12 protein-coding genes are annotated in these 12,464 nt (G+C 68.1%); 5 read left to right on the forward strand and 7 right to left on the reverse strand.

The annotated features are described in order from the left end of the window. Positions 1-12: 12 nt before the first annotated feature. The 5 genes from VAPA_RS24015 to glyQ are packed head-to-tail and all read right to left on the reverse strand — an operon-like array spanning position 13 to position 5,457. Positions 13-993: a M48 family metallopeptidase gene (locus tag VAPA_RS24015; RefSeq protein WP_021012609.1), complete on the reverse strand. Its 981-nt coding sequence runs from the start codon at positions 991-993 to the stop codon at positions 13-15. 30 nt (positions 994-1,023) lie between these two features. Further along, positions 1,024-1,797 carry a lysophospholipid acyltransferase family protein gene (locus VAPA_RS24020; RefSeq protein WP_021012610.1) on the reverse strand — a complete coding sequence of 258 codons (774 nt, stop codon included), beginning with the start codon at positions 1,795-1,797 and terminating at the stop codon, positions 1,024-1,026. Continuing rightward, a complete protein-coding gene (gene gmhB / locus VAPA_RS24025; protein ID WP_041946228.1) occupies positions 1,797-2,390 on the reverse strand; it encodes a D-glycero-beta-D-manno-heptose 1,7-bisphosphate 7-phosphatase in 594 nt (197 codons plus the stop codon). Before gmhB ends, VAPA_RS24020 begins: the two co-directional genes overlap by 1 nt. Positions 2,391-2,409: 19 nt before the next feature. Beyond that, positions 2,410-4,548 carry a glycine--tRNA ligase subunit beta gene (glyS, locus tag VAPA_RS24030; protein ID WP_021012612.1) on the reverse strand — a complete coding sequence of 713 codons (2,139 nt, stop codon included), beginning with the start codon at positions 4,546-4,548 and terminating at the stop codon, positions 2,410-2,412. A gap of 3 nt (positions 4,549-4,551) precedes the next feature. Next, positions 4,552-5,457, reverse strand: coding sequence for a glycine--tRNA ligase subunit alpha (gene glyQ / locus VAPA_RS24035; protein ID WP_021012613.1), 906 nt, complete (start codon positions 5,455-5,457; stop codon positions 4,552-4,554). 249 nt (positions 5,458-5,706) lie between these two features. Here glyQ and VAPA_RS24040 point away from each other — a divergent pair, with 249 nt between their 5' ends. Genes VAPA_RS24040 through VAPA_RS24050 form a run of 3 tightly spaced genes read left to right on the forward strand, consistent with a single transcriptional unit; the run spans position 5,707 to position 8,325 of the window. Beyond that, positions 5,707-6,672 (forward strand): diacylglycerol/lipid kinase family protein, encoded by a 966-nt coding sequence (locus VAPA_RS24040; protein WP_021012614.1) that lies wholly within the window; start codon positions 5,707-5,709, stop codon positions 6,670-6,672. Then, on the forward strand, positions 6,669-7,493 hold the full coding sequence (locus VAPA_RS24045; RefSeq protein WP_021012615.1) for a metallophosphoesterase family protein: 825 nt from the start codon (positions 6,669-6,671) through the stop codon (positions 7,491-7,493). The genes VAPA_RS24040 and VAPA_RS24045 overlap by 4 nt, the downstream gene beginning before the upstream one ends. Positions 7,494-7,503: 10 nt before the next feature. Further along, positions 7,504-8,325: a phosphatase PAP2 family protein gene (locus VAPA_RS24050; RefSeq protein ID WP_021012616.1), complete on the forward strand. Its 822-nt coding sequence runs from the start codon at positions 7,504-7,506 to the stop codon at positions 8,323-8,325. 118 nt (positions 8,326-8,443) lie between these two features. Here VAPA_RS24050 and VAPA_RS24055 read toward each other — a convergent pair whose 3' ends face one another. Next, the gene (locus VAPA_RS24055) at positions 8,444-9,514 is read right to left on the reverse strand and encodes an asparaginase (RefSeq protein ID WP_021012617.1); all 1,071 of its coding nucleotides are present in this window, start codon (positions 9,512-9,514) and stop codon (positions 8,444-8,446) included. A 152-nt stretch (positions 9,515-9,666) separates the two neighbouring features. Here VAPA_RS24055 and VAPA_RS24060 point away from each other — a divergent pair, with 152 nt between their 5' ends. Continuing rightward, positions 9,667-10,344, forward strand: coding sequence for a TetR family transcriptional regulator C-terminal domain-containing protein (locus VAPA_RS24060; RefSeq protein WP_021012618.1), 678 nt, complete (start codon positions 9,667-9,669; stop codon positions 10,342-10,344). A 156-nt stretch (positions 10,345-10,500) separates the two neighbouring features. Continuing rightward, entirely contained in the window at positions 10,501-11,628 is a 1,128-nt protein-coding gene (locus tag VAPA_RS24065) for a hypothetical protein (protein WP_021012619.1), read from the forward strand. A 45-nt stretch (positions 11,629-11,673) separates the two neighbouring features. On the opposite strand, the gene VAPA_RS24070 is transcribed toward VAPA_RS24065, so the two are convergent. Continuing rightward, entirely contained in the window at positions 11,674-12,393 is a 720-nt protein-coding gene (locus tag VAPA_RS24070; RefSeq protein ID WP_021012620.1) for a carbonic anhydrase, read from the reverse strand. Positions 12,394-12,464 lie beyond the last annotated feature (71 nt).

Raw genomic sequence — 12,464 nt, forward strand, 5'->3', positions numbered from 1 at the left:
GAAGCAGCCCCCTCAGGACCACCGAGGCACAGCCTCGTCCTTGAGCTGCTGCCGGAGCAGGTCATAGTCCGGCACCACGCTCTCCACCGTGCTCCAGAAGCGCTGCGAGTGGTCCATCACCCGCAGGTGCGCCAGTTCGTGCGCCACCACATAGTCGATCACCGGCAGGCGAAAGTGGATCAAGCGCCAGTTCAGCCGGATCGACCCATCCGCGCTCGCGCTCCCCCATCGCGTCGCGGCATTCGACAACGACAGCTTCTGCCACCGCACCTCGAGCCGGGGCGCGAAGTGGTCGAGCCGCTCGATGAAGAGCCGCCGCGCCTGCCGCATGAGCCAGGCCTGGGCGGCATCGCGGATCTGCGAAGCCTCGGCGTTCTGCGCCACGGCCAGGCGCAGGGTGCGCGGTGCGGCGCCGTCGTCGCTCGCATCGAGCGTGCCGCCGACGCTTGCGAAGCCGTGCTTCGGATCGAGGCGGATCACGACCGTTTCGCCCATGAAGGGAAACTCGGCCCCGTCTTTCCATTCGATGCGCGTGGCCTCGACGCGCGCGTGGCGTTGCCGTGTCTCCAGCAGCTTGCGCAGGATCCAGTCGGCCTTTTCCTGGATGGCGGCATCGACGTCGCGCAGCGTGACCCAGCGCGGCGCGCGCACCGACAGGCCTTCGGCGCCCACCAGGAACCCGATGGTCTTGCGCTTGCCGCGCTTGAACTCGTAGGCCACACGCGCCGAGCCCAGCACCGCTTCGCGCGTGGCCTGGGGGTGCACGAAGCTCGCGAGCGCGAGCGTATCGCGCAGCGGAATGGCGGGCAACGCGGGGCCGGCAAGGTCGGCCCTTTCCCGTGACTGCGCATCGGCCACGACGGGCGCCACGACGACAGGCGGCGCCGCCTTTTTCCTGACCTTCTTTGCGCGGGGCTCGGTCGGCTTGGCCGGCGCAAACTCGTTGCCCAGCCCTTCGAACAGGTCCATCGTGAACTGGAGCAGTCCCCGCATTTCGGGCTCTTTCCTTGTTCTTCTTTTTCTTCAGCGCACTTCTTGCGGCGCCTGCGGCAGCGGCAGGCTGTCGCGGTACGCCTCGGGGTCGAGCCGGCGCATCTCGGATTCGATCCAGGCTTCGACTTCGCGCATCAGTTCGTCGGGCTTGCGGCCCACGCTGGGAATGGCCGGGCCGATCGACACGTCGACCACGCCGGGGCGCTTGATGAAGGCCTTGCGCGGCCAGACCTTGGCCGAGGTGACGGCAATGGGAATCACCGGCACGCCGGTCTCGCATGCGAGCCGCGTGCCGCCGCTCTTGTAGGTGCCCTTCTGGCCACGCGGGATGCGGGTGCCTTCGGGAAACATGATGATCCAGATGCCCTGCGCAAGCAGCTTGCGGCCCTGGTTCACGACCTTGTTGAAGGCCTGCGCGCGCTGGCTGCGGTCGATGTGGATCATGTCGAGGCGGGCCATCGCCCAGCCGAAGAAGGGCACGTAGATCAGTTCCTTCTTGAACACGAAGGCCAGCGGATGCGGCATCAGCGTGGGCATCAGGAAGGTCTCGAAGGTCGACTGGTGCTTCACCAGCAGGACCGCGCCGGCCAGCTTGTCGGCGGGCAGGTTTTCCATGCCGGTCACGCGGGTCTGGATGCCCAGCAGCACCCGCGCACCACCGATGGCCCAGCTGAGCCACTGCTCCGCCATCCAGTAGAGCGGTATGCCGCGCTTCCAGAGCGAACTGACGCACATGATGATGCCCCATGGCACCACGGTGACGAGCATCCAGAGTGCATGGAGAACGGAACGGATAAACGCCATCAGACAGCCACCTGCAATGCAGCCTGCGCTTCGCGCGCAAGCAAGAAGTCGACAAAGGCGGCGAGGTTCTCGTGAACCAGGGTGTTCGCCGGGAATTCGGAAGGCAGCGGATGGACGCCGCGGCAGGCCGCGCCCATGCCGGTGAGCAGCAGGTGCGGCTCGCAGCCGGCGGCCGCGCCGGCCTGCAGGTCGCGCAGGCTGTCGCCCGCGGTGGGCACGTCTTTCAGGTCGATGCCGTAGCGGTCGCCGATCTGGCGGAACAGGCCCGGCGCGGGCTTGCGGCATTCGCAGCCCTCGTCGGGGCTGTGCGGGCAATAGAAGACCGCATCGACCCGTCCGCCCACGGCCGCGAGCATCTTGTGCATCTTGGCGTGCATGGCGTTGAGCGACGCCATGTCGAACAGGCCACGGCCCAGGCCCGACTGGTTGGACGCGACCACCACGTGCCAGCCCGCATGATTGAGCCGGGCAACGGCCTCGAGCGCACCGGGCAGTGGCGTCCATTCGATGTCGCTCTTGACGAAATCTTCGCGGTGCACGTTGATCGTGCCGTTGCGGTCGAGGATGACGAGTTTCATGGCAGTGCCGCCCATCGTGAGGTCGCCAGGGGGATCAGGCAGCCAGCCGCTCGAGCTGCGCCACGCGGTTCATCGCAGCGTGCAGAGACATCAGCAGGCCGAGCCGGTTGAGGCGCAGGTCGGCCTGTTCGGCATTGACCATCACGCCGTCGAAGAACGCATCGACCGGCTCGCGCAGCGCGGCCAGGGTCTGCAGCGAAGCGGTGTAGTCGCCGGCATCGAACAGGGCATTGGCGGCGGGCACGACCTCGGCCATGGCGGCATGCAGCGCCTTCTCGGCCGGCTCCTGCAGCAGCAGCTCGCTGACGTGCGCATCGGCTTCGGGGGCCTTCTTGAGGATGTTGCCGATGCGCTTGTTGGCAGCGGCCAGTGCGGCCGCGGCGGGCAGCGCGGCAAAGGCCCGCACCGCCGCCAGCAGCTTGGGCACTTCGCCCAGGCGCTGCGGCCGCGGCGCCAGCACGGCGTCGACTTCCTGCGCGCTGGCGCCCTGCTCGCGCAGGCTGCCGGCCAGGCGGTCGAGGATGAAGTCCTGCAGTTCGACGGTGGCCTTGCCGCTGTCGAAACCGTCGATCTCCTTGAACTGCGCGGCGGCATCCTGCAGCAGTGCGTCGAGCCCCAGCGGCAGGTCCTTCTCGATCAGCATGCGGATCACCCCAAGCGCATGGCGGCGCAGTGCGAAGGGGTCGCGGTCGCCGGTGGGCAGGTTGCCGATGCCGAACATGCCGACCAGCGTCTCGAGCTTGTCGGCCAGCGCGACCACGATGCCGGCCATGTGGCGCGGCAGGTCATCGCCGGCGAAGCGCGGCTTGTAGTGGTCTTCGATCGCGTCGGCCACTTCGGCGGACAAACCGTCGTGCAGCGCGTAATAGCGGCCCATGGTGCCCTGCAGTTCCGGGAACTCGCCGACCATGTCGGTCACCAGGTCGGCCTTGGCGAGCTGCGCGGCCTGGGTGGCATGTGCGGCGAGCGTGGCGTCGCCGAGCTTCTCTGCAATGCCGCGCGCAATGTGCATCACGCGTTCGACGCGTTCGCCCTGGGTGCCGAGCTTGTTGTGGTAGACCACCTTGCCCAGCGATTCGACACGCGAGGCCAATGATTTCTTGCGGTCCTGGTCGAAGAAGAACTTGGCGTCGGCCAGGCGCGGGCGCACCACGCGCTCGTTGCCACCGACCACCGCGCTCGCGTCCTCGGGGCTGATGTTGCTGACGACCAGGAACTTGTTGGTGAGCCTGTTCGACGCGTCGAGCAGTGGAAAGTACTTCTGGTTGGCCTTCATCGTGAGGATGAGGCACTCCTGCGGCACTTCGAGGAATTCGCGCTCGAAGCTGCAGACCAGCACGTTGGGCCGCTCGACCAGCGCCGTCACTTCGTCGAGCAGCGCGTCGTCCTGGATCGGCACGGTGGCGCCGCCGACCTGCACGGCCGCGGCCGCGAGCTGGCGCGCGATCTCGGTGCGGCGGGCTTCGAAGCTCGCGATGACCGCGCCCTCGTCCTGCATCTGCAGCGCATAGCTGTTGGCGTCGCGCAGCACCACGGGGTCAACGGCCGCCTCGAAGCGGTGGCCGTGGGTTTCGCGGCCTGCATGAAGGCCGAGCGCCTCGACCGGCACCACGGTGTCGCCATGCAGCGCCACCAGGCCGTGCGCGGGGCGCACGAAGCTCACGCTGCTCCAGCCCGGCAGCTCGCTGCCGCTTTCGAGCTGGTAGCTCATGACCTTGGGAATCGGCAGCTTGGCGATTGCTTCGGCCAGCGCCTTCTGCAGGCCTTCGGCCAGCGTCGCGCCCTTGGCGGTGCTTTCGTAGAACAGCGCTTCGGCCTTGCCGTCCATCGCGCGCTTCAGGCCGGGCACGGCCGAGGCGTCGGCGCCCAGCGCACCCAGGCGCTTGAGCAGCGCGGGCGTGGGCTGGCCCGAGGCATCGAGCCCCACGGCCACGGGCATGAGCTTCTGCGACACGGCCCTGTCGGCGGCGCGCTCGGCCACGTGCGTGAGGTGCGCGGCCAGCCGGCGCGGCGATGCGTAGGCGGTCAGCACCGAGGCGGGCTCGGCGAGGCCCTGGGCCACGAGCTGGTCGCGCAGCACGCCGGCGAAGGCATCGCCGAGTTTCCTCAGCGCCTTGGGCGGCAGCTCTTCGACGAAGAGTTCGACCAACAGGTTCTTTTGCACGCTCGTCATCGCTCAGGCCGCCTTCTTCGTGATTTGTGCAACCCACTCGCGAGGCGCCATCGGAAAACCGAGCCGCTCGCGGCTCTCGTAGTAGCTCTGCGCCACGCTGCGCGCGAGGTTGCGGATGCGGCCGATGTAGGCCGCGCGCTCGGTCACGCTGATCGCGCCGCGCGCGTCGAGCAGGTTGAAACTGTGCGCGGCCTTGAGCACCTGCTCGTAGGCCGGCAGCGCGAGCTGCTCGGTCATGAGGTGCCTGGCCTGCTTCTCGTGCGCCGCGAAGGCGGTGAACAGGAACTCGGCGTCGCTGTGCTCGAAGTTGTAGGTCGACTGCTCGACCTCGTTCTGCTTGTAGACGTCGCCGTAGCTCAGGCCCTCGGTCCAGGTCAGGTTGTAGACGTTGTCCACGCCCTGCAGATACATGGCCAGCCGCTCCAGGCCGTAGGTGATCTCGCCGGTGATGGGCTTGCAGTCGATGCCGCCCACCTGCTGGAAATAGGTGAACTGCGTCACTTCCATGCCGTTGAGCCAGACTTCCCAGCCCAGGCCCCAGGCGCCGAGCGTGGGGTTCTCCCAGTCGTCTTCCACGAAGCGGATGTCGTTCTTCTTCAGGTCGAAGCCCAGCGCTTCGAGGCTGCCGAGGTAGAGCTCCAGGATGTTGCTGGGCGCGGGCTTGAGCACCACCTGGTACTGGTAGTAGTGCTGCAGGCGGTTGGGGTTCTCGCCGTAGCGGCCGTCCTTGGGGCGGCGGCTGGGCTGCACGTAGGCGGCCTTCCAGGGCTCGGGGCCGAGCGCGCGCAGGAAGGTGGCGGTGTGCGAGGTGCCCGCGCCGACTTCCATGTCGTAGGGTTGCAGCAGCGCACAGCCCTTGTCGGCCCAGTACGACTGCAGTTTGAGAATGATTTGCTGGAAGGTCAACATGAAGCAGGCCGGCGTGACCGGGCGTTGGACGGTAGCGCGATGAAGCACCGCGAAAGCAGACGATTTTACGGGCGGAGGGCCGCTCTCCCACAGCAGGCCGGGATACCGGCCGCCTGCGCGGGCCGGCCGGCCGTGCGACAACCGCGGGGCGGGGGCGCGCACCGCGCTTTTCCGAGGCGTCCTGCCCCGCGCGCCCGAACTTTCGCAGCCCGCCGGGCTCTTCCCCTCCTTTTTCCGGTTTCCATCGACATGCAGCCGTCTCCCCTCGGTCCGAGCTCTCCCTTGTTCATCGTTCTCAACGCCGGCTCCGGCAGCGCGGACGCCGCCGAAACCCGCGAAATCATCGAGCAGGGCTGTGCCGCGGCGGGCCGGAGGCTGCGCATCTTCCTGGTCGACGAGCGCGCGACGGTGCAGGCGCTCGCGCGCGAGGCGGTCGAACGTGCCCGCGCCGTGGACGGGGTGGTGGTTGCGGCGGGTGGCGACGGCACCATCAACACGGTGGCGCGGGCCACGCTCGGCAGCGGGCTGGCCTTCGGCGTGCTGCCGCAGGGCACCTTCAACTATTTCAGCCGCGCCCATGGCATTCCGCGCGATACGGCGCAGGCGCTGCAGGTGCTGCTGACCGAGCAGCCGCGGCCGGTGCAGGTGGGGCTGGTCAATGACCGCCTGTTCCTGGTGAATGCCAGCATGGGCCTGTATGCCGAACTGCTGGAGGAACGCGAGAGCTACAAGGTGCGCTACGGCCGCAGCCGCTGGGTCGCGTTCTTCGCCGGCCTGCTCACCGTGATGCGCGGCCACCGGCACTGGAACCTGCGCATCGCCTCGCACGGGGTGGAGCGCGACATCCGCACGACGACGCTTTTCGTGGGCAACAACCCGCTGCAGCTGCTGCAGGTGGGCATCGAGCATGCCGATGCGCCTGAAAACGGCCAGCTGGCCGCCATCACCTTGAAGCCGATGGGGGTGCTGGCCATGCCCGGCCTGCTGGTGCGCGGCGCGCTCGGCCGGCTGGGAAGCACGGACGAGGTGCTGAGCTTCGCGTTCGAATCGATGACGGTGAAGGCCGGCCGCCTGCACCCGCCGCGCCGCGTGAAGGTGGCCACCGACGGCGAGATCGCCTGGGCCGAGATGCCGCTGCTGTTTCGGGTCTCGCCCGAGCCGCTGTGGCTGGTGCGGCCCGACATCGCGCCGGAGCTGGAGGCCGCGAGGCAATGAGCTGCCTGCTGCAGATCTCCGATACGCATTTCGGCACCGAGCAGCCCGAGGTGATGGCTGCGCTCGAGCGGCTCGCGAAGGCCTTGTCGCCGCAGGTGGTGGTGCTCTCCGGCGACATCACGCAGCGCGCCACGCGGGCGCAGTTCGCGGCCGCGCGCGCCTTCGTCGACAGGCTGGCCGCGCCGGCCGTGCTGGCCATTCCGGGCAACCACGACATTCCACTCTTCCAGCTGGGGGCACGCCTGTTCGCGCCTTATGAACGGTACGCCGGCGCCTTCGGCACCGACCTGGAGCCGGTGTTCGAATCCGCCGAATGGCTGGTGGTCGCGGTCAACACCACGCGCTGGTACCGGCATGCGGACGGCGAGGTTTCGCCGGCGCAGATCGAGCGGGTGGCAGCCCGGCTGGCGGCCGCTTCGGCGTCGCAATTGCGCGTGGTGGTCACGCACCAGCCGGTGATGGTGACGCGGCAGGAAGACATGTCGAACCGGCTGCACGGGCGCGATGCCGCCGTTGCGCGCTGGTGCGCGGCCGGCGCCGACCTGATCCTGGGCGGCCACATCCACCTGCCGTTCGTGCGTTCGCTGCACGACGCGTACGCCGGCTGCCCGCGCACCGCATGGGCGGTGCAGGCCGGCACGGCCGTGTCGTCGCGCGTGCGCGCGGGGCATCCCAATTCGGTGAACGTGCTGCGCCTGGGCACGCCGGAAGGCGTCCGCGCGTGCCAGGCCGAGCGGTGGGACCATTCGGCTGCCGACAAGGCCTTCGTATGCGCCAAAGTATTGCGGCTTCCGCTTGCCAGCGCTGCGCCGCCCGCTTAGGGTGCGCCGCATGCCGTTGGAAGCCCCTGCCCTCGTTCTTTTCGCCCGCCAGCTGGGCGAGCATTCCCTGGCCTGGTTCGCATGCATCTTCGCCGTCTCGGTGCTCGGCGCCGGCATGGCCTGCCGGGCGCTGCAGCGGCGGCGCATCAGGAGATCATCGGCCGAAGAGCCCGACGAACCGCGGCTGGCCGCGGGGCTGGCCATCGGCTTTCTGTCGATCCTCGGGGCGGCGAGCCTGGTGGCGTACCTTGCATCGAAGCTCGGCGACGGCCGGCTGCTGGGGCTGGCCGACCAGGCACTGGCCGACGCGGTCGGCAACCACGTGCCGTGGGCGGCGCTCGTGGCTTTCAGCTGGCTCACGCACCTGGGCGACGCCGAACTGCTGGCGCCGGTGTGCTTCGTGGTGGCCCTGCTGCTGTGGCGCCGCGCGCACCATGGACTGGCGCTGGGCTGGGTCATGGCGCTCGGAGGGATCGTGCTGCTGAACCCGGCGCTCAAGCGCATCTTCGCGCGCGCCCGGCCGCTGCACGACCACGGGCTCGCGCTGGAGACGAGCTTCAGCTTTCCGAGCGGCCACAGCGCGGGCGCGATCGTAAGCTACGGCATGCTGTTGTACTTGGCCCTGCGCCTGTTGCCGGCGCGCTGGCATGTGCCGGCAGCCATGGCGGCGGCGGCGGCCATCGTCACCATCGCGTGCAGCCGCGTGTTCCTGCAGGTGCATTTCGCAAGCGACGTGGCGGCCGGCCTGCTGACCGGCCTCGCCTGGCTGCTCGTGTGCGTGAGCAGCCTCGAATACGCGCGGCACCGCAAGCGCCGGCGCATCCGTCCCTGAGCGGCATCGATCGAGGAGGTCTTCGCCAGGAACACCGCGGAACCGGCTTTGCCGGGCCGCAGGTGTTGCCCCCTCGAGAGGGAGGCGGCCACACGAAGTGAGCCGCATCGGGGGTGGGTCAATACTCCCAGAAGATGCGCTGGAGTTCTTTCGTGTCGCTGGTCTTGGTAAGAGCCACCATCGCCAGGATGCGCGCCTTCTGCGGGCGCAGGTCGTGCGCCACCACCCAGTCGTACTTGTCGTCGGGCTGCTCGGCGTTGCGGATCACGAAGCCGTCGGGCACGCGCGAACTGCGGATCACGATCACGCCGTCGCTGCGCGCCTTCTGCAGGTTGGGCACGATCCGGTTGGCCACCGAGCCGTTGCCTGTGCCGCCATGGATGATCGCCTTCACGCCGCTCTTGGCGAACGCGTCGATGGCAATGGACGAAACGCCCTCGTAGCCCATTGCGATCTCGACCGGTGGCAGCGCATTGATGCTGTCGATGTCGAACTCCGAGTTCATGGTGTGGCGCTTGACCGGCGCGCGGAACCAGTAGTTCTTGCCCTCGACCACCATGCCGAGCGGGCCCCACTGGCTCGAGAAGGCGCTGGTCTTGATGTTGACGTTCTTGCTCACGTCGCGGCCGCTGTCGATGTTGTCGTTCATCGTCACCAGCACGCCCTTGCCTGCCGCGTCCTTGCTGCCGGCCACGCTGACGGCGTCGTACAGGTTGAGTGCGCCGTCGGCCGAAAGCGCCGTGCCCGGGCGCATCGAACCGATCACGATGATCGGCTTGCTGGTGTGCACGGTGAGCGTCAGGAAGAAGGCGGTTTCTTCCAGCGTGTCGGTGCCGTGGGTGATGACGATGCCGTCCACGTCGGGCTGCTTCGACAGCGCGGAGACGCGCTTGGCGAGCGTCAGGAGGTTGTCGTTGGTGAGGCTTTCGGAAGCGACCTGGAACACCTGCTCGCCGCGGACGTTGGCGATCTTGGAGAGTTCGGGCAGGCCGGCGATCAGCTTCTCGACGCCGACCTTGGCGGCTGCGTAGGTGGCGCTGTTGACAGCCGAGGCGCCGGCGCCCGCAATGGTGCCGCCGGTGGCCAGGATCACCACATTGGGCAATGCCTGCTGGGCTTGCGCCAGGGCGCTGGCCGCGAACAGCGCGGCGCCGGCCGCGAAGGCCCTGAAACGGGGGGAAAGGTACATGAAGGGAACTCCTTGTCTTGGATGAATTTCCGGAAGCGGCGAGAAGATACATGAACCGTGCCCGCATGCCCTGCGCTTCCATGCCGGCATGGCATGCGGCCATGCGCCAAGGATTACCATCGCCGGGCGCACCGCCGCAAACCCGTCATCCCATGAACGCCGATCCCGCCGCCCTTTCCCCGAGTACCGCCCAGGAAATGCCCGCCCCCGACGGCCCGCTGTCGCGCGCGCGGCCGGGGCGCGAGCGCATCATGGCGGCGATCCGCACCGCGGCCGTGGCCGAGTTCAGCCTGCATGGCCTGAAGGGCACGTCCACCCAGGCCATCGCCGCGCGCGCCGGCCTCACCAAGCCCCAGCTGCACTACTACATCGCCGGCAAGGAAGAGCTCTACGAAGAGCTGCTGATGCAGGTGCTGCATGCCTGGAAGGTGGTGTTCTCGTTCGAGGACGCCAGCGATCCGGCCACCGTGCTGGGCGACTACATCCGCAAGAAGCTCGACCACGCATTCGACAACCCGGAGATCTCGCGCATCTTCACGCGCGAAGTGCTCGACGGCGGCCGCAACCTCGACCGCTACTGGCCCAACGCGCGGGCCTGGACGCAAAAGAAGGTCGACATCATCAACGGCTGGATCGCGCGCGGGCAGATGCGCCCGCTCGATGCGCGCCTGCTCCTGATGCACATCTGGGCCATGACCCAGAGCTACGCCGACTATGCGATACAGACGCGCGTGATGCTCGGCCTGCCGCCCGATGCGCCGATCGACCGCGAGCCGATTGCGCGCGAGCTCGTGGCTTTCGTGCTCGCCGGCTGCGGCATCGAAACTTAAGTTCTCTCTCGTCCGGCTGCCTGCATCCGCAGGACGCCTGGCCCTGCCACTTCGTGACTTTCGACACTGGTTCGCCCGCGGCGGCGACCGTAACTTCGCACGCTCGCCGCCGGGCTGGTCCGTCGCGGCGAGCCCGTAGGAAGGAGGCGGGAGAACATGAAGACAAAGTTGCTTTTGACAGTGGCCGCGACGGCGTTGCTGATGGCCTGCGGCGGCGGTGGTGGTGGTGGGGGGGGCGGCTACAGCGGGCTGCCGATCGGCGGAATTCCGCCCGGCCAGCAACCCGATCCCGGTCCGAACCCGGCCCCGGCCCCGGCCCCGAATCCGAATCCGAATCCCTCGCCCAATCCCTCCCCGATCCGTGCGCATTACAAGTTCCTGAGCTTCCAGCAGGACAGGAACCCAGACACCGAGACGGCCGAGAAGCGCTACGACGACTACATCGCGTTGCTCAATCGCGAAGGTGCCGCAGGCTATCGCTACCTTGACGGCGTGACTGGCGGCACCATCGTCACGCTGCGGGACCAGTTCATGATGGTCAAGGACATCGAGACGACCTACACCTACGAATACAAGCGCTTCGAAGTCGACATCCTGTCGAGCGACGGATTGCCGCGCCTGCTGCAGCAGATGAAGGCGCAGGGCGCGAAGGGCATGGTGTACGTCAAGATCCTCGGGGTGATCGGCCTGAGCGTGAACGACAACGCCGAGTTCGCCGTGCTCTACCGCAAGGACGCCGGATCGTCGGCCACCTACGACTACACGGCGGCCGACATTCCCCCCACCTCCGCCGATTTCGTGAACCTGGCGAATGCGCAGGGCGCCAACGGCTTCAGGCCATGGGCCACGCCGGTGCTGAGGGGCCTGACGCAGCAATTCTTCATCAAGGACCTGGGCAGCGCAGCCCGCTACGACCTGAAGGCGGTCGTCAGCCCGCTGAGCGTGGTCGGCGGGACGGTCGAAGACGTCAAGGTGCAGATCCGCGCGCAGGGTGCAACGGGCTATCGCCTGCTGAAGTCGCGCTTCATGGAGGACGGCAAGGATTTCATCTTCTATCTCAAGGACACGACGCAGTCGAGCAGCTTCGAGTACGAATTCCTCGAGAACCCCGACCCGGTCTTCGACATCCAGGAGGCCAACGCGGTGCAGGCGAACAGCCAGACCGCGATCGGGCTGCGCTACTTCGGGCTTCCCGATTCGCCGATCTTCTTCAGGTCGCTGAACTGCACCGGGCCGCTGTGCCTATCGCCCGACGGCAAGGAAATCGAAGACGGCAGCAGCTGACCGCGCCCGGGCGCCCCGCCTCGGATGGGCCAGACGCAGTGACGATCAGACGATGCTCACTCGGCCCGTCGCCAGGTCATAGACCCCGCCGACAACCTTGACCGCGCCGCTGGAAGCCATGCCCCCGAGGATGGGCGCCGAAGTGGCCAGGCGCGCCACGCTCTGCCGCACGTTCTGTTCGGTGGCGGCTTCCAGCAGCGACGCGGGCTTGCGGCGCGACGCGGCCTCCACGGCAGGCCGGATCGACGCGACCAGCCCGGGCAGGTGTCCGGGCAGCACGGCGTTCTCCTGCAGCACCTTGATGGTGGCCGAGATGGCGCCGCAGTTGCTGTGGCCAAGCACCATGATGAGCGGCACGTCGAGGAACTTGGCCGCGTATTCCATGCTGGCAATGGCATCGTCGTTGACGAAGTTGCCGGCCAGCCGTACCACGAAGAGATCGCCCGGGCCCTGGTCGAAGGCGAGCTCCGGCGCGACGCGCGAATCCGCGCAGGCAAGAATCGCCGCGAACGGCTTCTGGCCCGAGGTGCGCGCCACGCGGCCCACGCTGAAATCGCGCTGCGTCTGCTTGCCCTGTGCATAGCGCAGATTGCCCTGCACCAGCCGCTGGAGCGCGGCATCGCCGCCGATGCGGTTGTCGGGCAGCGGCGTGTCGGCAGCGAACGCATCGGCGCCGGACGCCAGGGCGGCGAAAGCGGCCGCGCCGCTCAGCAGCCGGCGGCGCGAGGTTGCCGGCACCGCGGCGGAAGGTAGGCAATCACACATGTGGAACTCCGTTCTTGGTGGTTGTCGAGTTCGCCGGTCACCCGGCAGGAAATGCCGGGCTTTCGCACCGG

This window comes from Variovorax paradoxus B4 (genome assembly GCF_000463015.1).
Lineage (GTDB): Bacteria > Pseudomonadota > Gammaproteobacteria > Burkholderiales > Burkholderiaceae_C > Variovorax > Variovorax paradoxus_E.